22 protein-coding genes are annotated in these 18,110 nt (G+C 56.6%); 13 read left to right on the forward strand and 9 right to left on the reverse strand.

Going from position 1 to position 18,110, the window contains the following annotated elements; genetic code table 11:
* Positions 1 to 156 precede the first annotated feature (156 nt).
* A complete protein-coding gene (locus ABC336_RS24365; RefSeq protein ID WP_413241125.1) occupies positions 157 to 957 on the forward strand; it encodes a Cof-type HAD-IIB family hydrolase in 801 nt (266 codons plus the stop codon).
* A 34-nt stretch (positions 958 to 991) separates the two neighbouring features.
* On the forward strand, positions 992 to 2,188 hold the full coding sequence (locus ABC336_RS24370) for a trypsin-like peptidase domain-containing protein (RefSeq protein ID WP_413241126.1): 1,197 nt from the start codon (positions 992 to 994) through the stop codon (positions 2,186 to 2,188).
* A gap of 97 nt (positions 2,189 to 2,285) precedes the next feature.
* Here the strand turns inward: ABC336_RS24370 and ABC336_RS24375 are convergent, their stop codons facing one another.
* From ABC336_RS24375 to ABC336_RS24385, 3 genes are all read right to left on the reverse strand, one after another.
* Positions 2,286 to 2,711 (reverse strand): ester cyclase, encoded by a 426-nt coding sequence (locus ABC336_RS24375; RefSeq protein ID WP_413241127.1) that lies wholly within the window; start codon positions 2,709 to 2,711, stop codon positions 2,286 to 2,288.
* 100 nt (positions 2,712 to 2,811) lie between these two features.
* Positions 2,812 to 3,162: a Rossmann-fold NAD(P)-binding domain-containing protein gene (locus tag ABC336_RS24380; RefSeq protein ID WP_413241128.1), complete on the reverse strand. Its 351-nt coding sequence runs from the start codon at positions 3,160 to 3,162 to the stop codon at positions 2,812 to 2,814.
* A gap of 13 nt (positions 3,163 to 3,175) precedes the next feature.
* Entirely contained in the window at positions 3,176 to 3,712 is a 537-nt protein-coding gene (locus tag ABC336_RS24385; RefSeq protein ID WP_413241129.1) for an SDR family oxidoreductase, read from the reverse strand.
* A gap of 58 nt (positions 3,713 to 3,770) precedes the next feature.
* Here ABC336_RS24385 and ABC336_RS24390 point away from each other — a divergent pair, with 58 nt between their 5' ends.
* A complete protein-coding gene (locus ABC336_RS24390; RefSeq protein WP_413241130.1) occupies positions 3,771 to 4,736 on the forward strand; it encodes a helix-turn-helix transcriptional regulator in 966 nt (321 codons plus the stop codon).
* A 44-nt stretch (positions 4,737 to 4,780) separates the two neighbouring features.
* On the opposite strand, the gene ABC336_RS24395 is transcribed toward ABC336_RS24390, so the two are convergent.
* Genes ABC336_RS24395 through ABC336_RS24405 form a run of 3 tightly spaced genes read right to left on the reverse strand, consistent with a single transcriptional unit; the run spans position 4,781 to position 6,733 of the window.
* On the reverse strand, positions 4,781 to 5,149 hold the full coding sequence (locus ABC336_RS24395) for a hypothetical protein (RefSeq protein ID WP_413241131.1): 369 nt from the start codon (positions 5,147 to 5,149) through the stop codon (positions 4,781 to 4,783).
* 24 nt (positions 5,150 to 5,173) lie between these two features.
* On the reverse strand, positions 5,174 to 6,064 hold the full coding sequence (locus ABC336_RS24400; protein WP_413241132.1) for a pyridoxamine 5'-phosphate oxidase family protein: 891 nt from the start codon (positions 6,062 to 6,064) through the stop codon (positions 5,174 to 5,176).
* A 6-nt stretch (positions 6,065 to 6,070) separates the two neighbouring features.
* On the reverse strand, positions 6,071 to 6,733 hold the full coding sequence (locus tag ABC336_RS24405) for a DJ-1/PfpI family protein (RefSeq protein WP_413241133.1): 663 nt from the start codon (positions 6,731 to 6,733) through the stop codon (positions 6,071 to 6,073).
* A gap of 125 nt (positions 6,734 to 6,858) precedes the next feature.
* Between ABC336_RS24405 and ABC336_RS24410 the strand changes: the two genes are divergently transcribed.
* The 9 genes from ABC336_RS24410 to ABC336_RS24450 all read left to right on the forward strand — a co-directional run bounded on the left by ABC336_RS24410 (position 6,859) and on the right by ABC336_RS24450 (position 14,564).
* Positions 6,859 to 7,749, forward strand: a complete 891-nt coding sequence (locus ABC336_RS24410) for a LysR family transcriptional regulator (RefSeq protein WP_413241134.1) — start codon at positions 6,859 to 6,861, stop codon at positions 7,747 to 7,749.
* A gap of 153 nt (positions 7,750 to 7,902) precedes the next feature.
* On the forward strand, positions 7,903 to 8,736 hold the full coding sequence (locus tag ABC336_RS24415) for a tetratricopeptide repeat protein (protein ID WP_413241135.1): 834 nt from the start codon (positions 7,903 to 7,905) through the stop codon (positions 8,734 to 8,736).
* An 82-nt stretch (positions 8,737 to 8,818) separates the two neighbouring features.
* Positions 8,819 to 9,193: a VOC family protein gene (locus ABC336_RS24420; protein ID WP_413241136.1), complete on the forward strand. Its 375-nt coding sequence runs from the start codon at positions 8,819 to 8,821 to the stop codon at positions 9,191 to 9,193.
* Between the two features lie 117 nt (positions 9,194 to 9,310).
* Positions 9,311 to 10,450: a GAF domain-containing sensor histidine kinase gene (locus ABC336_RS24425; RefSeq protein WP_413241137.1), complete on the forward strand. Its 1,140-nt coding sequence runs from the start codon at positions 9,311 to 9,313 to the stop codon at positions 10,448 to 10,450.
* Positions 10,450 to 11,088 carry a response regulator gene (locus ABC336_RS24430; protein WP_413242592.1) on the forward strand — a complete coding sequence of 213 codons (639 nt, stop codon included), beginning with the start codon at positions 10,450 to 10,452 and terminating at the stop codon, positions 11,086 to 11,088. The genes ABC336_RS24425 and ABC336_RS24430 overlap by 1 nt, the downstream gene beginning before the upstream one ends.
* Positions 11,089 to 11,222: 134 nt before the next feature.
* Positions 11,223 to 12,740 carry an MFS transporter gene (locus ABC336_RS24435; protein WP_413241138.1) on the forward strand — a complete coding sequence of 506 codons (1,518 nt, stop codon included), beginning with the start codon at positions 11,223 to 11,225 and terminating at the stop codon, positions 12,738 to 12,740.
* A 72-nt stretch (positions 12,741 to 12,812) separates the two neighbouring features.
* The gene (locus ABC336_RS24440; RefSeq protein WP_413241139.1) at positions 12,813 to 13,502 is read left to right on the forward strand and encodes a TetR/AcrR family transcriptional regulator; all 690 of its coding nucleotides are present in this window, start codon (positions 12,813 to 12,815) and stop codon (positions 13,500 to 13,502) included.
* Complete coding sequence (locus ABC336_RS24445; protein ID WP_413241140.1) at positions 13,489 to 13,854, forward strand: DUF4180 domain-containing protein; 366 nt, start codon at positions 13,489 to 13,491, stop codon at positions 13,852 to 13,854. Before ABC336_RS24440 ends, ABC336_RS24445 begins: the two co-directional genes overlap by 14 nt.
* A 62-nt stretch (positions 13,855 to 13,916) precedes the next feature.
* A complete protein-coding gene (locus ABC336_RS24450) occupies positions 13,917 to 14,564 on the forward strand; it encodes a formylglycine-generating enzyme family protein (RefSeq protein WP_413242593.1) in 648 nt (215 codons plus the stop codon).
* Positions 14,565 to 14,630: 66 nt separating this feature from the next.
* On the opposite strand, the gene ABC336_RS24455 is transcribed toward ABC336_RS24450, so the two are convergent.
* The 3 genes from ABC336_RS24455 to ABC336_RS24465 all read right to left on the reverse strand — a co-directional run bounded on the left by ABC336_RS24455 (position 14,631) and on the right by ABC336_RS24465 (position 17,119).
* On the reverse strand, positions 14,631 to 15,611 hold the full coding sequence (locus tag ABC336_RS24455) for an aldo/keto reductase (RefSeq protein ID WP_413241141.1): 981 nt from the start codon (positions 15,609 to 15,611) through the stop codon (positions 14,631 to 14,633).
* A gap of 29 nt (positions 15,612 to 15,640) precedes the next feature.
* The gene (locus ABC336_RS24460) at positions 15,641 to 16,321 is read right to left on the reverse strand and encodes a hypothetical protein (RefSeq protein WP_413241142.1); all 681 of its coding nucleotides are present in this window, start codon (positions 16,319 to 16,321) and stop codon (positions 15,641 to 15,643) included.
* Positions 16,322 to 16,462: 141 nt separating this feature from the next.
* The gene (locus ABC336_RS24465; RefSeq protein WP_413241143.1) at positions 16,463 to 17,119 is read right to left on the reverse strand and encodes a flavodoxin family protein; all 657 of its coding nucleotides are present in this window, start codon (positions 17,117 to 17,119) and stop codon (positions 16,463 to 16,465) included.
* A gap of 119 nt (positions 17,120 to 17,238) precedes the next feature.
* Here ABC336_RS24465 and ABC336_RS24470 point away from each other — a divergent pair, with 119 nt between their 5' ends.
* Positions 17,239 to 18,093 (forward strand): LysR family transcriptional regulator, encoded by an 855-nt coding sequence (locus ABC336_RS24470; protein ID WP_413241144.1) that lies wholly within the window; start codon positions 17,239 to 17,241, stop codon positions 18,091 to 18,093.
* Positions 18,094 to 18,110 lie beyond the last annotated feature (17 nt).

Genomic DNA, 18,110 nt, shown 5'->3' on the forward strand with positions numbered 1-18,110 from the left:
ACTTGCAATTTGGGCACTGACTATTCGAGGTATTGTTCCATTGCATCACCCCAGATTGGCGCGGGCGGTTTTCTTTCCCGCTTGTATTCTTTATACTGAGATAAAAAGCACCGGGCGCATAGCCGTCCGGATCAAGGACAGGAGTGGAAGTGCAGCATGAGTTACAAGATTGTATTTTTTGATATCGACGGGACATTGGTCAATGAGCAAAAAGAAATTCCCGAGGATACCCAGCGGGCGGTAGCGGAGCTTAAGGCTAGCGGCATCGAGCCTGTCATTGCGACCGGCAGGGCGCCATATTTCATCCAGCCGCTGCTGGAGCAGTTGGGGATCGAATCGTATATTTGTCTCAACGGGGCGTACGTCGTCTACAAAGGCGAAGCGCTGCTGAAGCGGGAGATCAGCAAGCATAGCCTCGAAGCGCTCGTGCGTGCCGCCCGGGAGCATGGGCACAGTCTGGTCTTCCAGGGCGAGCACGGATACTTCGCTACTCATGAGGATCACCCGTTCGTGACGAGCTCGGTCAACTCGCTGAAGGTAGAGCTGCCGGGCTTCGATCCGGACTTCTGGGAGCGTGAAGGCGTATACCAGGCGTTCCTGCATTGCGAGAGCGGAGAAGAGCAGTTGTACGAAGGCAAGCTGGCCGATCTGAAGCTGATCCGCTGGCATGAGCAGGCGATGGACGTGCTGCCGGAAGGCGGCTCCAAGGCGCTGGGTATCGCGGCGCTGCTGGAGAAGCTGGGACTGACGCCGGAGGACGCAGTCGCTTTCGGAGACAATCTGAACGACAAGGAGATGCTGTCGCTCGTCGGTCTCGGGGTAGCGATGGGCAACTCGCATCCCGAGCTGCTGCCCTACGCCGACTATGTCACAGGGGATGTCGATGAAGGCGGGATCCGGCAAGGCCTCATCCATGCGGGACTGCTCAAGGAAGAGTCGCAAGCCGTAACGGGCTAGTCTGACGGCAAACAGCACGGAGGAGGTGATGCGTGTGAAGGACGATGAGAAGAGCGGCCTGGAAGAGGAGGGCCAGGACGGGAATCAGGAGGATGAGCACAGCGGCAGCCAGAGCGGACAGGATAGAGAAGCCGCCAAACATCCGGAATCCGGATCAGACGCAGGCGAAGAAGCGGCTGCGCGCGAACAGGACGATTCGGATGCATCGGCAATAGCAGGGGGAGAGAGGTCGGCAGCAGACTCCGGGCATGTCGAGGACGAGCCGGAGAAGCTGCGGACGCCCAGAGAGCGCTCCGGCAAAGTCGTGCAGCTGCGCCGTGACAGGGAACGGACACCGCCAGACGGTGCTGCAACTAGCGAGACACCTGCCGGGGAGCGGCGCGGCGGCGGCAAGGTGGTGCAGCTTCGTCCCAAGCCAGCCGTCCCGGTAACCGACGCTGACAGCGCCGGAGACCCGTTCGATCCCGATTCGGACGCTTTCTGGGAGGAAGATGAGGACGAGGAACTGACCGAGGCGCAGGAGAAGAGGCGGCGCCGGATCAAACGGTTCATACTCATCTTCCTTGCCTTGGCTCTGCTCGGCAACGTCATCGCCTTTTGGCCGCAGATCTACAACCGCGAGACGCTGCCGTTCCTCTTCAACTCGCGGGAGCTCTCGCAGGACGAACAAATCCAGATATACAAGCAGGCGGTGGTGCAGATCGGCACAGATCAAGGCAAAGGCACCGGCTTCCTCATCCCGGAGGGCTATATCGTGACCAATCACCATATTATCGAGGAGCGTACGTTTCAGAGGGTTCAGTTCAGCAATGAGCCCCGGACCTATCCGGCGACCGTCGTCGCTACGGATCTGGCATCCGATCTGGCCATCCTTCGCCTCGAGGAAGAGGTCCCCAACGACCTGACCACACTGACACTGAGCGATCAGGGCTGGAATGCGGATATGCCGGTCCACATCATCGGCAACCCCCTTTATTTCAGCGGTATCGTGAGTCAAGGCACCGTCATGGGCGAGATGCAGCTGAGCAGCATGCGGCAGCCCGTGCTGGCGCTCGATGCGCCTGTATTCCAGGGCAACAGCGGCAGTCCCGTGATCGATGAAGAGGGGCGGGTCACTGCCGTCGTCTTCGCCACGACCAACGTAACCGTCGATGAAGAAGAGAAGAAGATCGGTCTGGCGATCCCTGTCGATCGCGTGCACCGGCTATTGAACGGACTGGCTGGACGATAGAAGGCCCGGGATCGTAATTAGCAAACCGCGCCCTGCCTCGCATCAGCGAAGCAGGGCGCGGGAATTTGCAGATGTCTCGCAGCGCTCGTCCGTCCTCCTAGAAGACTCCCAACTGCTCCATCAGATGCAGGCCGTCGGAGCTGACCCAATACGCCTTGAACAGGCCATCCTCGATCAGGAACAAGTCGGTGCCGCCGAAGGACATGACTTTACCCGCTTCCGCCTTGGCGCCTGACATCTCGCCGTTATAGGTTCCAGTGAACTTCCAGCGTGCCGAGACATAAGGGGCATCCACAAGGGGACCTACGACAACCTCCATTTGCACTTCATCAAAGTACCGGCGTCCATCCGTAATGATACCATTCAGCGCTTCTGCACCGGACAGCTCGTCGGACGCCTTGCCGTCCGTGCGGGCCTGGTGTACCCGGCAATCGGGATCTGTGATCTGCTCCAGCCTGCCTTCCTCGCCATGCCAGGCTTTGACCCATGCTTCATACAGCTCGCAGTAAGCCTCTTTTTTCATCTGGATCACTCCTCTACCCTACATTAAACAGCATGACTGGGATTGGAAACTAGCCAAGCGAGTGCCGTCATAGACAGTTAACCGGGCCCCCTTATCCCTGTCAATTCCGTCCCCGTAATTGCTCTTGCAAATACGGCTTGAATTCGGTCTCATAGCTGACCGGCGTAGACGATGATGCGGGAGTCGTCTTGCCGTCAATGACCGCCTGGGTCATCTGCATCAGATTCGCTGTGCCGGCATCGGAGAATCCAACTTCCAGTAGCGTAGATTGCCATGCCTCCGGCGCGATGTGCTGGACGGAAATGCTGCGACCCAGCACGTCTTCGCTTATGGCGGCGATATCCATGGCGCGATAAGAGCGCGGGCCGCTGATCTCGACGATCCGCTGCTCCTTCTCCGGTCCGGTCATGGCATCCGCAAGGCAGCGGGCGACGTCGGTGGGAGCAATCATCGGTACAGCCAGCTCAGGCGGGAAAAAGGGGCAGCACGCCATGCTGCTGCATCTGCTCCAGGTAACCTAGCCAATTGCTGTAGTAGTAGGCCGGACGGATGAACCGACACTCGCGATCCGTACCGGCAAACGCTTGTTCCAGCCAATGGGAAGCCAGTAAACTTCCCGTTCCGGAATCATGCTGGGCCCCCATGGAGGAGAGGCCGACGATTCTGCGAATGGATGATGCACGCACCGCTTCCTGATAATTTGCGATGATCTGCCTGACCTCCTGGTCTGGCTGCTCCAAAAAGGGATTCTCTGGTGTCAATAAAAAGACTGCGTCCCCCCCGTGAAAAGCTTCTTGCAAAGCTGTGACACTCAGATAGTCGGCAATAGCGACTTCCACTCCCATCTCTCTTAACCGCTTCCCTTTACTTGCATCCCGAATAACAGCTCTCACAGGCTTTCCTTTTCCTGCAAGCTCCCGTACCAGCAAAGAACCGATCTGTCCGCTTGCTCCCAATATAATGTTAATCCTTAATCCCTCCTCGTGAAATTGACCTGTCACGACTCGAAGTATAGACTATAAACTAGTCAAGATCTGTCATGTTATGAGGTGAGTATGGGTGTCAAAATCAAAACTGCTATTTGATCTTATTATGTATATCAACGCGAAGCGGAGCTTTACGGCCCAGGAGGTGGCCTATGAATTGGGCGTATCGGTTAGGACCGCCCACCGTTACTTGCTGGAGCTAGGCGAGATGGGCGTACCGATTTATACGGAACAGGGCAGGCATGGCGGTTATCGGGTGCTGGATGCTAGGACGCTGCCGCCCGTCTTGTTTGACGAGCAGGAGGCGTTTGCGATTTTTTTTGCTTTTCAATCACTTGCCTATTACGAGTCCTTGCCGTTCCAACTGAATGTTCAGACTGCAGCACACAAATTGGCAGCCAATCTCCCGGAAGACACCAAGGCCAAAATCGATCGACTGGCAAAGGTGCTTTTGTTCTGGCATCGCAAACGAAGCGTACCGTCTCCCTATCTCATGGACATCCTCGATGCCGCGCTGGAGGACAAAGTTGTAAGGATGACTTATGATTCCGGAACCGGAGATAAGGAAAAAGAAGTTAAGCCAATCGGCGTCTACGCATATGACGGGTTATGGTATATGCCGGCACTCGATATCAAGAAGCGGTCCGTGCGGCAGTACCGGGTAGACCGCATCCGGGCAGTTGCCGTTACCGGACAGACGCAGCACGTCTCGGTGAGCCTGCGGGAATGGCTGGACGGACAGGAGAGGAATGAGGCGACTGAGCCGATCCGCCTTTATGTGCGATTGACCCGGCAAGGCATCCGACACTGCCGGAGCGAGCCGTGGCTGGAGCCTCATCTGACGCTATCCGGAGAAGATGAGGGTATTATCGATACCGAGATTGATGTCAGCGAGACGGCGTATGTGAGTGACTACTTCTTCCGCCTGGGTACAGATGCCAAGGTCGTCGAGCCGGCAGCGATCATCGAGAATATCCGTCAGCGAGCCGAAGAGGTGATGCGTCATTATCAGACCAACGGGGACATGGGGACAATTTAGTGAGAAATTGCCCCATTGTTCATTAATAATTTGAGTTTAGTACCTTACATTATGATCGGCTGATACCCGTTGCGGATATATTCCGCGAATGGAAGGTGGCCGTTGGCCGTTTCTTTCCCAACAAGTGGAATACCGGACTTCACTAAGTCCTCATGCTGCTCGAAAAATCCAGCGCAAGCTTCGCAGCCTCCCTTAACGATACCGGCTTTCATTACTTGCTTGAAGAGCGGATGGAAGGGATGCTCGGACTGGCCAAAGCGTTCCGGCCACTCCGTACCCAACCCGTCAAATACGATCTCGACCTCATAGCCAGTCTCATGCAGTTCCTGCCCATAAAGCAAACCGTGCACAGCCTTGCCTACGTCTTGTTCGTTCGCTTGAATAATGATGACGAATTTATTGTTTGATTGCATGTCATTCTCCCTTTCAACGATTTATCAGACTGACTCCCAGCGAATCTTCGTGAGATTCTGGGTGAATAAAACTTCTTCCAGTTCAAACCGTACCAGCCGTTCGGCGGATGGAATCAGTGCTTCCGCTTCTTGATCCCAGATGATGGCGGATCGCCCCGTAAGCTGCAATGTGTGTCCGTTAGTAAAATCCATAAACAACAAGCCGGTTTGCGGGTTAGTGTGAATATTGCCTAGGGTGTTGTACATGGAATTGCCGACATAGTCAGGGAATATTAATACCCGTTCATCCTCCATCTGCACAAAACCGGGACTTCCACCGCGATGTGATGCGTCAGCCTTGCCCGATGCATGCGCACTGCCGATAAAGAACGTATCCGCATTCCTGATCCATTCTCGCTGCGCCCCGCTAAGGAATCTCTCTCGGGTTGAGATCCCTGGCAAGCGCAGCATGGAGCTCCCTTCCTCACATGTCCGCTTCTGAATATACTTCGGGCAATTGCCGTATGCTTGCTCTACCTTAACAATTAGGTGGTGATTGGCATCCAACATTCCCTGTCCATTCATCCTCACTCGACGTTTCTTTAGTAAATCAATGACCAGTATCCCGATCTCGGGCTGGAGCTTCACGTTAGGGAGGAAGGGATCACCCTCCACCGGTCCCGCCGTGAGTTGGATTGTCTGGGCATCAATCACTCGGATAAAGCCTGGCTCTCCTGTAATACAAGAGCACCATACTTTTCCCAGCTTATCGGTCGAACTGACGATGGCGAATGTTTGATCTTGAAAGAGCCTCACTGCTCCCGCCGGAAGTTCATTTCTTATCGTACGCCCGTTCTGGCGTGCCGCCGCTTCTTCGCCGGTTCGCCGCTGCACAGCCAATTCGCCCTCATGATACACATGTGCCTCTGCCATCATCAAGAGTTACACCCGCTCGGCAGCTCGCTCAAGATCCGACCGGTACAGCTCGTATGCTTGATGGTACTCCATAATACGGGCGGTATCCGCAATAAACGCATGGTCGTAGCCGGCGCGCTCAAGAAGATGGAAAGCGAGTTCCATCCCGGAAGAGATGCCTCCTGCGGTGATGATCCGACCGCTGTCCACTACACGGGCGCGGCTGATCCGGCAGGCTGGCGCGATCTCAGCCAACCGTTCAATCGGCACTTTGCCCGCTTGCGACGCTTCCAAGCGGTCAGGTTCCTTGCGGTTGGTCGCGGCAATGCCATCAAGCAAGCCCATCTTTCCATAGATCCACGATCCGGTACACACGCTAGTCAATAAGCACGCATCCGGCAGCGTTTGGATGAAGCGGTGCAGACGGCCATTGTGCATTTCCTGCCGGGTCCCAAAGCCGCCGGGAATGAGAAACGCGTCCATGTCCGGCTCATCCTGGAAGCTATAACTGGGAAGCACCGTCAAGCCCGCTTGAGTCTGAACCGGACGCAGCGCGTCCGCCACCAGAAAAACATCAAGCTCGGGATCCATTCGCCGGGCCACTGAGAACACGCCGTAAGGCGCTGCGTAATCGATGATCTCGGCATCCTTGAACACATAAATTCCCAATCGGAAACCTGCTTTTTTCATGTTTCTCACTCCATTCTTTTATCGTTTACCTCAGGCAATTCCTATGCTATCATGGTTCCATCCATCTGAATAACGAAAGGTTTCGATGTTTGCCATCGAATAATCCGATACATGGAGGAGTTGCGATGCTTGAACGATTGGATGGTCGTTTTCTGGTGACTTTTCTAGCCGTGCGGGATGAAGGGACGATTAGCGGAGCGGCGGCCAAGCTTGGATACGTGCAATCGACCGTCACCTCACACATTCAACTATTGGAGCAAAGCTGCGGACAGAAGCTGTTTCACCGTCTGCCCAGAGGCGTGAAAACGACCGAAGCTGGAGACAAGTTAACCATTTACGCACGCCAATTCGCCCAGTTGGGGCAGTCTCTGGGAGAAGCGCTTCACAGCTTAGAGCATCCCCGGGGAGCGGTATCCGTTCGCGCTTTGGAAACATTTTGCGTAACCCGCTTGACCGGCTTTATCCCACCGTTTCTCAGCCGCTACCCGGAGACTTCGATCTATCTCGAAACCGGATTTCAAGGCGATATCGTGGAACAAGTATTGTCCCACTCGATCGACTTTGGCATAGTGCCGAAGGATCCGGGGCGCGAAGAACTGCTCTTCGATCCGTTGATCGAGGAGAAGATGGTGCTCGTAGGTTCTGCGGAGCTGGCCCGCACCATCGCAACACAAGGATGGAATCAGTTGAACGGCGTCCAAATGATCGGCTTCGGTCCACGGTGCCTGTATCAAACCGATGGCTACAAGATCCTGACTGAGATGGGCTTGCCGGCAGAGAACCGGCAAGCGGAATTTTCCAGCACGGAGCTAATCCGCCAACTGATTACCGGCGGGATGGGGATTGCGTACTTGCCGGAAGCCGCCATGGCGCGGGAGCTTGCTGAAGGTGTGGCAGCGCTTCTGCCGATGTCTCAGCCAGTGACCTTGACTCACGGCCTGCTGCGGCACCGGGACCGGGTGCTGAACACACCGGCCAAAGTGTTCCGCCAAGCGCTGCTTGATTATTTCGGATAGGAAGCGAGGACCTTCAAGTGTCGAGGCGTTCTTGGTAAATGCGGCCCTCGTCTCCTGTAGAAGATCGCTCCCTTTCGTGCCGGGCTAATGATATAATCGAATGAGAATATCATGATCGCTTGTGCAGCGTGAGCTAAGGGGAGAGATACGAGAATGCCAAAGATCGTCTGGGGAATCATCAAACTGGTCGCAGTAGTGATCGTCATCGGCGCTGCTTTCAGCGTAAACTGGGTAGCAGGCATTGCAGCTGTGGCACTGCTGGTGGGATATGTATATTATAGCAACCGCTTCGCGTTGTATGCGATGAAAGCCAATGTGGCGTATACGCGAGGGCAGAAGGGCAAAGCGCTGGCTCTGCTGGAGAAGACGACCCGTCAGCCGTCAGCACACCCGCGTCAGTTTATCCAGTACGGCTATGTGCTGATGAAGGAGGGCGAGCTGGAACGGGCGGAGCAGGTGTTGCGGGAAGGGCTGCGCAAGTCAGGCGAGCGCGAAGACATCATGCAGATCAAGATTAACCTCGCGACGGTCTTTTGGCTCCAGGACAAGCGGGCGGAGGCGCTGGAGCTGCTGGAGAATGTGTTCCAGTCGTTCAAGACGACGATGGTGTACGGGAACCTTGGATATCTTAAGCTGTTAAGCGGACAGCTTGAGGAAGCGCTGGCCTTCAATCTCGAAGCCTATGAGTACAATGGTGAGGATCAGACGATCCGGGACAATCTGGCCCAGACCTATTATCTGCTGGGACGCTACGAGGAGGCCGAGCAGATGTATGTCAAGGTGATGGAGAAGTCGCCCAAGTACGCGGAATCCTATTATTATTATGCCCTGACGCTGCAGCAGCTCGGCAAAATGGAGGAGGCCCGCACACAAAGCGCGACCGCGCTGGAACGCTCGCCGGCGCTCATTCCGTCGGTCACGAAGGCGGACCTGGAGAGGCTGGCCGGCGAGCTTGGACAGGGGGAAGCGATGCCTGCCCAACAATAGATAACTATCGGCCAGATGGGCGTGCTATACTGGATACAGCTTGGCCTATCACGCGCATGGACGCAAAGGAGTTGAATGACGCATGATCAGCAAAGTCGGTCAAATCATGTTGTACGTCGACGATCAGGACGCAGCCCGTACCTTCTGGACGGAAAAGCTGGGTTTTGAAGTCGTCTCTGAGGAAGACAGCGAAGGGATGCGGTGGATCGAAGTGGCTCCCAAGGGCGCGGCTACATCGATCGTCCTGCACAATAAAGCCGTCGTGGCGGCGATGTCGCCGGAGCTTAATCTCGACACGCCTTCGCTCATGTTTTTCTCAGAGGATCTCGACGGATTGTATCAGCGTCTGACCGAGCAAGGGGTTACCGTTGGTGAGCTGGTTACACTGCCATCCGGCCGCGTCTTCAACTTCGCCGACGATGAAGATCATTACTTTGCCGTTATGGAGTCGAAGTAATCCCTTGTATGAACGTACGACATCTTATGACGGCTGATCGCTAGGATTAGCCGTTATTTCGATTGAGCAGGCTCAGGCCGCATCTTGCTTGCGGCTGACTGAAGCGGAGGTGCGGGCATGGATTTGTACGAACAGGAGAAGCGGGTGTCAACCTACTATGCAACGATCGGCGCCGTCATCCGCAGCGCTTGGCGGATTACGGAGGTGAGCGAGCTGCTGCGGACGTTTGCCCGGCAGATCGGCCGTTCTTTTGGCTGGCATACAGTAGCCATCATCCTAAGACATGGGGACCTTCTTCATCTGGACACTCTCTATCGGCAAGGAGAGCTCTGCCTGGTGGATCAGACCATCGATATGATGAAGCTGTCCGCTTCCACAGATCCTATCCTCCTGGCAGCAAGGCAGCAGCAAGCCGGCCAACATCAAAGGCAGCCTGTAAGTTTCCCTGTCCTTCAACCTGCCGATAAGCAGCTTCATTTGCTGGCGCTTCCTTTACTGAATCGTCAATCGGTTGTCGGCATCCTGGTGCTTGGCAGGAGCGAAGCGCCCTTTGATGATTGCGAGACCGAGATTTTCCACGATCTGGCGGAGCATGTGGCGCTGGCTATCGACAATGTACGCCTCTATGAGGAAAACAGACAGCTCGTGCTCGAAGAAGAGAGGGGCCGGTTATCCCGCGATCTGCACGATTCGGTCAATCAAAAGCTGTTCTCGCTCTCTCTCATCGCACAAGGTCTCAGGCTTAGGCTGCAGCCGCAAGACGGTGAGTTGGCCGAGGGGTTGGGGGAGCTGGGAGATCTCGCGCAACAGGCGCTGACCGAGATGAAGGAATTGATCTGGGCGCTTCGTTCCGAGGGCGATGCCGTCATAGATATGGCAGTACAACTGCGAAGCTATGCGGAGCAACTCGGACTGGGAGGGGTACATGTTGCTGGAAGCTTGCCTGGGTTGGCACCGGAGCTCGGGGAGGCGCTGTGGCGCGTCGGCCAAGAAGCGCTCAACAACGTCAGGAAGCACGCAGGTACGGACAAGGTCGAAGTGGAGCTGTTCGAAGTTGCAGGGCAGGCTGTGCTGCGCATCACCGACAAGGGATGCGGCTTTGACCCTTCCAAGCCTCCTCAGGGATCGCTGGGCTTGACCAGCATGAAGGAGCGGGTAGAGCGGCTGCAGGGCACGCTGGAGATTCATAGCGCGGAGGGGCAGGGGACGAAGATCATCGCCAAAGTCCCATCGGCGCAGGGAGGAGGAGAAACGTGATGGCCATCAAAGTGCTGCTGGTGGATGATCATCTCGTTGTGCTGCGCGGGCTGCATTATTTCCTGGGCGCCCAAGACGATATGCAGATCGTCGGCCAGGCCGGCAACGGCCAAGAGGCATTGGCCTTGATCGCCCGGCTTGCGCCGGATGTGGTGCTCATGGATATCCAGATGCCCGTCATGGACGGGATCGAAGCGACAAGGCAAATCACCCGCCAGTATCCGAACATCAAGGTCATCATGCTGACCAGCTTCTCGGACCGCGAATCGGTATTGCCTGCCATCCGGGAAGGCGCGATCGGGTATCAGTTAAAGGATGTCGAGCCCAAGGTGCTGGCGGACACGATCCGGGCAGCGGTGGCAGGAAACAGCACCTTTCATCCCGAAGTTACGCAGCAGCTGGTCCTAAACGCGACGGGTAATCGGCAGGAGGAAGCGGCCTTGGAGCAGTTGACGCCCAAGGAGAGGGAAGTGCTGTATCTTATCACCCTGGGTCACAGCAACAAAGAAATCGCCGCGCAGCTGTTTATTACCGAGAAGACGGTCAAAACGCACATCACCTCCATATTGGGCAAGCTGGAGCTGCAGGACCGGACCAAAGCGGCCGTTCACGCGCTGCGCAACAAGTGGTTCGACTGAGGACTCCAAGTACACGGCGCTGCCGGTTCTACGACTATTGTCGTAGTCTCGGGCTCAGACATTCGCTGGATTTCATCGACAACTAAATCCGCTAGGATAGATTCATCACGATCGATGAAGAGGTGGAGCTTGTCATGGAACAGCATCGCAGTGCACAGAAGCCGGAAGCAGCCGGGGTAAAGGAATGGCTCGGCCTCACAGTACTCGCTTTGGCGACGCTATTATTGGCGCTGGATTTTTCCGTGCTGCATCTGGCCCTGCCCCATGTGGTGGCGGATTTGCGGCCTTCCAGTACGCAGCAGTTATGGATTTTGGACAGCTATGGTTTTATGATTGCGGGTTTTCTGGTGACGATGGGCACGCTGGGCGACCGGATCGGCCGCAAACGATTGCTGCTGATCGGAGCAGGTGCATTTGGACTGTGTTCGATTGCCGCGGCGTTTGCCGTCAGCTCAGAGATGCTGATCATCACCCGGGGACTGCTGGGCATCGCCGGCGCTACCCTGATGCCTTCTACCCTGTCTCTCATCAGCAACATGTTCAGCCAGCCCAGACAACGGGGGATCGCTATCGCCGTGTGGCTCAGCTGCTTTTCGGCAGGTGGGGCGATCGGTCCTCTGGTCGGCGGCATCATGCTCGAGTGGTTCTGGTGGGGAGCGGTTTTCCTGCTCGGGGTGCCGGTGATGCTCCTCCTCCTGGCGACCGGACCCTTCCTGCTGCCGGAGTACCGTGACCGCGACGCGGGCAAGCTGGATCTGCCCAGTGTCCTGCTGTCGCTGGTTGCGATTCTCTGCACGGTATACGGACTGAAAGAGATGGCAACCTATGGTTTTGGCGCAGGACCGTTTATCGCGGTTGCTCTCGGACTGGGGGCGGGAATTATCTTTGTGCAGCGGCAGCGCGCCGTCCGTGCGCCGTTGCTGGACCTGGGGCTGTTCCGCAATCGTACCTTTAATGGCGCGCTGATCGGCCTGCTGGCAGCCGTTCTTACCCTTGGCGGGTTCGTCCTGTTTTTTGCCCAATATCTGCAGCTGGTGGAAGGGCTCTCCCCGCTTCAAGCGGGACTGTGGATGATCCCGTATGCGGCGGCCAATATTATCGGCGCGCTGGCGACGCCGGCGCTGGCGCGCCGAGCCGGCACCGGCCGGCTGATCGCGGGAGGCTTGCTGGTCGCGAGTATCGGGTATCTCTCCTTCAATGCGGCAGTTTGGTTTGGACTGCCAGGCCTGGAGACGATGGTGAGCGGAAGCATCCTGATCATGTTTGGGCTTAGCCCGCTCATGGTGCTGAGCACGGACCTGGTCATCGCCTCTGCCCCGCCGGAGAAGACGGGCGCGGCCTCTTCGTTGTCCGAGATGAGCAGCGAGCTCGGCATGGCGCTAGGCATTGCCGTTCTTGGTACGGTAGGGACGACGGTGTATCGGCTGATCATGGCAGACCAGGTCCCCGATGAGATGCTGCCGGAGGCGGCCGCAGCGGCCCGAGACACGCTGGCCGGTGCGGTGTCTGTAGCTGCCGCACTGCCTGGCCACGAGATGTTGGCCGCTGCTAGGGAAGCCTTTATGACCGGTGTCCAGGTCGTGGGCGGTATCAGTACGGTATTGCTTCTGGGACTGATGCTCATGTATTTGACGGTCCTGCGCGACCGGTAATTGACATATAGGCGGGCTTCCGTTAATCTTTATTTATTCCGACTGGTCAGTATAAAAAAAGGAGGCGGAAGCGTGCCCAAGCTTGGCATGGAGCCCAAACGACGGGCGGAGGTCATCAACGCCGCTCTGACCTGCATCAGCCGCTTCGGCATGGATGGCATGACGCTGGATAAGGTGGCCGAGCAGGCTGGCTGCTCTAAAGGGGTGGTGACGTATTATTTCAAGAATAAGGACGAACTGACGATCCAGGCCTTTCGGGCGTTTATGGCTTACTTTGGTGTGAAGATCCAATCCGAGATAAACGGTTCGATGACGGCAGCCCAGATGCTGGAGGTCACTCTTCAGCACATCCTGCCAACCGATGACGAAGAGGAGGATGGCGAGATCCAGGTGTCCGCTGCGGATGGCCCCGCAGCGATGACGATCCCGTTTGCACAGCAGGGCCGGCTGTTCGTGCAGTTTTTCTCCAAAGCGATGGTCGATCCCTCGCTTCAGGACGTCGTAGCCAAGAGCTATACGGCAGACCTGCAGGGCATTGCCAGAATTCTCGAATACGGCAAGCAGACGGGCCAGATGCAAGTTGAGGACAGCTACGGTGCAGCTTACGGGTTGTTTGCGATGGTCGTAGGGCTTAGCTTTTTCCGGACAGCCCAGGTGCCGGCCCCCGGGGGCGGGGATAACCGCTATATCGGCGAGGCCTATGTGCAGCGTTTCATGAAGGATGAAGGAGATAAGGGAGGAGCGAAAAATGGAGGTTGTTAAGATAGACACAGACGGGGCGCCGGTCGCGGTTGTCCGCAGTTGGCCGGATGTCATCGACGATGTGCAGACGGCCCTGGATCTGATGGCGTCGGTTCATTATGAGACTGACTGCACCCGGATGGTGATCCCGCAAGCTTTGTTCAGCGAACGCTTTTTTGATTTGTCGACCCGAGTGGCAGGCGATATTTTGCAGAAGTTCACGAATTACGGGACCAAGCTGGCAATCGTCGGGGATTTCTCGGAGCTCACGAGCAAAAGCCTACGTGATTTCATCTATGAGTGCAATCAGGGGCGGCAGTTCTTATTTGTACCAACCGAGCAAGAAGCGATTGACAAGCTTGGTGCGTTCTAGCGATCAAACCAATGGGAGGAAGATAGGTGTCCGACGCACAAGCTACCGATGAAGCATATCCGATGATAAGGATCCCGGCAGGGGAGATTCACATGAGGGATGATCGTAAAAAGACAACTTGGACGGAAACGATCCCTTCCTTTCTGCTGGCACCGGTTCCTGTAACAAATGAGTTGTACAACTCGATCATGCTGCCGGCTGCAGCAGTTCAGTCTCCTGCTCTGGCACCGGTAGTAGAGGTGTCTTGGCATGACGCGATTGCCTTCTGCAATCTGCTGTCTCGCAGGTCGGGCCTGCAGCCATGCTATTCATTCACCGATGAAGGCGAGCGAGTCTACTGTGATTGGACTGCGGATGGTTATCGTCTGCCTACGGAAGCGGAATGGCAATATGCCTGCAGGGCGGGAACGACGGCATATCAATATGGCGAGCTCGATGAGATCGCTTGGTACCGGGATAACGCCGACGGCAGGATCCAGGAGGCAGGTCGCAAGCAGCCGAATCCGTGGGGTCTCCATGATATGCTCGGCAATGTGTGGGAGTGGTGCTGGGATCTGTATGATACCGAAGTATATGGAACTTATCGCGTATTCCGCGGCGGCAGTTGGGCGGAGGAAGCCAGGGGCTGCGGAGCGACCTGCCGGCGCCGCAGTCATCCGACGTTTCGCATTGACGATCTCGGCTTTCGGCTAGCCAGGTCCGGCAGCTAAATTAGGGTTATCTTAAGGAACAAGCCGCTCTCTTGTAGAATGGAGGGCGGCTTGTCTGCGCTATATTCAGTTGAAGCCCAGCACGGGATGAGGCACATAAGGCTCTTCCAGCCTGGCAATCTCCTCCATGGTTAAGCCCAGGCTGAGGGCCGCCACGGCATCCTCGAGATGGTGAAGCTTGGTAGCGCCGACGATCGGTGAGGTGATCCCGTCCTTCTGGAGTACCCATGCGAGCGCGACCTGAGCTCTGGGGACACCCCGCTCGGCGGCGATCTCTGCCACCCGCTCGATGACACTGCGATCGGCATCCACCGTATGGGCATAGAGGGTCTTGCCGAACTCGTCGGTCTCGGAGCGCGCACTATGCTCGTCCCAATCCCGGGTCAGGCGTCCTCTGGCCAGCGGACTCCACGGAATGACGCCGATCCCGTCAGCCTTGCAGAGCGGCAGCATCTCCCGCTCTTCCTCACGGTAGAGCAGATTGACGTAGTTCTGCATAGAGATGAATCGTGTCCAGCCGTTCTGTTCGGCCGCATGCTGCATCTTGAGGAACTGCCAGGCATACATCGAGGAAGCGCCGATATAGCGGGCCTTGCCTGCCTTTACGACATCGTGCAGCGCTTCCATCGTTTCTTCGATGGGGGTATGGGGATCGAAACGATGGATCTGGTACAGATCGACGTATTCGGTACCCAGACGCTGCAGGCTATGATCGATCTCGCTCAAGATGGCTTTACGGGAGAGCCCGGCGCCATTTGGGCCTGGGCGCATACGTCCGTTGACCTTGGTGGCGATGACAACGTCGTCGCGGCGAGTCAGTTCTTTCAGCGCACGGCCTACGAATTCCTCGCTTGTCCCATCCGAATACACATTGGCGGTATCAAAAAAGTTGATCCCCAGCTCCAGCGCCTGCTTGAAAAACGGACGGCTGCTTGATTCATCCATCGTCCAGGGATGCGTGCCCCGCTCGGAAACGCCGTAGCTCATGCAGCCGAGGCACAGCCGGGAGACTTCCAGCCCGGTACGGCCAAGTGTGATATACTCCATTCGTGCGACAACTCCTTTGCCAAGGAATTTTAGGCCTGTTGCTTGGCCTCGTATTCTTCTTGAATCTTGTACAGCCCGTTGATCAGCGGTTCAGACGGATCGCGGTTCATCAGATGTAGCGTGAGCAAGAACTGCAGCGGCATCGCGCAAGCGTTGTTGCCGTCCTTGAGGTGCGGGAAGCCCGCTTCGAGTACAGGCCCGGCCTGCTTGTGCATGTTGAAGCCAACCTTGGCCTCGGTGCCGAATTCTTCCTGGACGGAACGGGCACAGTGCGGCACGATATGTTCATCGAGCACCTTTTTTGCCTCTTCTTTATTGGAAGGGGGCTTGAGCAGCGGCCGGCTGACGCCCTCAGCGATCATATCGATATAGAAAGAAGCGAGCCATTGGCCGGCTCGTCCGGCTTCCTGATGCTTCTTCAGCATTTCATTCATAAAGAAGCCGCACGCATACTCCTTGTCGCCTTCGTTCTCTTTGAGCCGATAGACGAACATCGGGCCGAAGTTCGGATGGTTGATGATCTGGCCTTCGACCTTATAGGCGTCAAAATCCCCCTGCAGCATCTGGAGCGAACGGTTGTGTACCGCAACAATGATTTTTTTGGCTTCTTCTTCGCGTTTCTTTTCTTCTTCTGTTTTCTCTTTTACAGGGTTTTCATTAGGTTTGTTTTCACTAGCTTTGTTTTCGTTTTCGTTGTTTTCCATGGTCATTGCTGACCTCCTTCCCACTATCCATTCTACCACGAGAAGTCGGGTGAACAATAGACCTGCCGTAACATCCCTATCCATGTCAAAAAGCCGCCCCTTCCGTCCGCATGGGACAGGAAAGGGCGGCTTGCTTCGGACACCGACTTATGGCTGCTGCCATACTCTGGGATCCCGGGGTGAATCGAAATGGTAATCGGAATAGCTGGCATCAAAAAAACGGTAGCCCAGCCGCTCCGCAGCATCGAGCGGCGAGCCGGGATCGCCGGCAACCTCCCCTCTGCTGTTGCCGATGCCGCGGACGACGCCGACCAGCTCGGAGTACGTGTAACGGGTGTATTCCTGCAGCTGATGGATCACGCCGAGCGCGGCGCCGGGATACGTCTCCTCCGATGCGATCGTCAGCGCCAGCCGCTTGCGGGACATCCGGGCAGTCACCTGGGCAGCGTCGGGATATGAAGCGGCATAGTAGCAGAAGGTGCGGTCGAAAAACGCTTTGATCTGCGCGGATACACCGTACCAGTACAATGGCGTGCTAAAGATGACGCCATCGGCAGGCAGGAAGTCGTTTTTGAAAAGCTCCTGAAACCGGTCGGTAATCGAGCAATCGCCACTCGGCAGGCGGCAGCTCCGGCAGTCCCGCAGGAAGGATTCAATGTAGTCATCGATATAGCGGAGCTTGGCCTGGTGGCCTGCGGCTTCGACGCCTTTCCTTGCAGCCTCGGCCATAGCCGCCGAGTTGCCGCTGCGGCGGGGACTGCCGACGAGAATAAGAACAGTTTTGGGAGATACTGCGTTTGACATGAAAGATGCCTCCTATCCAATATGTTGGGATGGGCCTATTGTATCGTTCGCTGGGGAGTATGTATAATGATTAGAAATCATATTGATATCACGAAAAGTGATAGCAAGGAGAGTATTTGATGGAACTGACCGACCTTCGCATATTTTTGAGCATTGCTGAGCAAGGCACGATCTCACGGGCGGCGGAGCAGCTTGGTTATGTCCAGTCCAATGTGACCGCAAGGCTGCGAAAGCTGGAGGAGGAACTGGGCACCAGCTTGTTCCGCCGTCTGCCCAAAGGGGTGGAACTGACGGAGCGGGGCAATGCCTTCAGGGAGTACGCCGTCCAGATCGTCCGGCTGGCTGAGGATGCGGTCGACGCCGTTCGGGAGCCAGACATGCCGGGCGGGAACCTGCGGATCGGCGTTGTGGAGACGGTTACTTGCGGCAATTTTATGGGAATCCTGTCCGCATTCCAGCAGCAGTACCCGCAAGTGGCGTTATCGCTGGTCACCGGGCAGTCGCCGGAGCTGCTAGAGCAGGTACTGGACTACCGCCTGGACGGCGCTTTTCTCTCGGGAGATCCGGCGTCTGCCGGACTATCGGTGGAGTATGAGCAGCAAGACGAGCTCAAGTGGCTGAGTCAGTCGGAGGCGGGCCGCACATTGGAGTTATCGGGGTTAACGTGGGCGGTCTCGCCGCGTGGCTGTCCATACCGGGCTGTACTGGAGAAGTGGCTGCACAGCGAAGGGGTGGAGATCAGGCAGCTGATCGAAGTCAGCTCGCTGGAGACGCTGCTTAGCTGCGTCCGGTCGGGCTTGGCTTCGACATTGCTGCCCGCCTCTGTGCTGCAGGGAGGGTATGAAAGCCTGCGTGCCGTATCGATCCCGGAGGGCTACAGACACGCAGCGGTTCGGCTGGTTCGGCGGGAGTGTCGGTTCGCGCCGGCAGCTTTCCGGGCATTCGCGGAGATGGTGCGGGCGAGAGGGCTTTAGGAAGCTTATTTTCTCGA

The organism is Paenibacillus jepli, from assembly GCF_047238105.1.
In the GTDB taxonomy this organism is placed as follows: Bacteria; Bacillota; Bacilli; order Paenibacillales; family Paenibacillaceae; genus Paenibacillus_D.

Excerpts from the sequence above, each read along its gene's own strand:
- ABC336_RS24365 (WP_413241125.1), top strand. The coding sequence starts at position 157 with ATGAGTTACAAGATTGTATTTTTTGATATCGACGGGACATTGGTCAAT.
- ABC336_RS24375 (WP_413241127.1), bottom strand. The coding sequence starts at position 2,711 with ATGAAAAAAGAGGCTTACTGCGAGCTGTATGAAGCATGGGTCAAAGCC.
- ABC336_RS24380 (WP_413241128.1), bottom strand. The coding sequence starts at position 3,162 with ATGATTGCTCCCACCGACGTCGCCCGCTGCCTTGCGGATGCCATGACC.
- ABC336_RS24395 (WP_413241131.1), bottom strand. The coding sequence starts at position 5,149 with ATGCAATCAAACAATAAATTCGTCATCATTATTCAAGCGAACGAACAA.
- ABC336_RS24400 (WP_413241132.1), bottom strand. The coding sequence starts at position 6,064 with ATGATGGCAGAGGCACATGTGTATCATGAGGGCGAATTGGCTGTGCAG.
- ABC336_RS24405 (WP_413241133.1), bottom strand. The coding sequence starts at position 6,733 with ATGAAAAAAGCAGGTTTCCGATTGGGAATTTATGTGTTCAAGGATGCC.
- ABC336_RS24410 (WP_413241134.1), top strand. The coding sequence starts at position 6,859 with ATGCTTGAACGATTGGATGGTCGTTTTCTGGTGACTTTTCTAGCCGTG.
- ABC336_RS24415 (WP_413241135.1), top strand. The coding sequence starts at position 7,903 with ATGCCAAAGATCGTCTGGGGAATCATCAAACTGGTCGCAGTAGTGATC.
- ABC336_RS24420 (WP_413241136.1), top strand. The coding sequence starts at position 8,819 with ATGATCAGCAAAGTCGGTCAAATCATGTTGTACGTCGACGATCAGGAC.
- ABC336_RS24425 (WP_413241137.1), top strand. The coding sequence starts at position 9,311 with ATGGATTTGTACGAACAGGAGAAGCGGGTGTCAACCTACTATGCAACG.
- ABC336_RS24430 (WP_413242592.1), top strand. The coding sequence starts at position 10,450 with ATGGCCATCAAAGTGCTGCTGGTGGATGATCATCTCGTTGTGCTGCGC.
- ABC336_RS24435 (WP_413241138.1), top strand. The coding sequence starts at position 11,223 with ATGGAACAGCATCGCAGTGCACAGAAGCCGGAAGCAGCCGGGGTAAAG.
- ABC336_RS24445 (WP_413241140.1), top strand. The coding sequence starts at position 13,489 with ATGGAGGTTGTTAAGATAGACACAGACGGGGCGCCGGTCGCGGTTGTC.
- ABC336_RS24450 (WP_413242593.1), top strand. The coding sequence starts at position 13,917 with ATGATAAGGATCCCGGCAGGGGAGATTCACATGAGGGATGATCGTAAA.
- ABC336_RS24455 (WP_413241141.1), bottom strand. The coding sequence starts at position 15,611 with ATGGAGTATATCACACTTGGCCGTACCGGGCTGGAAGTCTCCCGGCTG.
- ABC336_RS24460 (WP_413241142.1), bottom strand. The coding sequence starts at position 16,321 with ATGACCATGGAAAACAACGAAAACGAAAACAAAGCTAGTGAAAACAAA.
- ABC336_RS24465 (WP_413241143.1), bottom strand. The coding sequence starts at position 17,119 with ATGTCAAACGCAGTATCTCCCAAAACTGTTCTTATTCTCGTCGGCAGT.
- ABC336_RS24470 (WP_413241144.1), top strand. The coding sequence starts at position 17,239 with ATGGAACTGACCGACCTTCGCATATTTTTGAGCATTGCTGAGCAAGGC.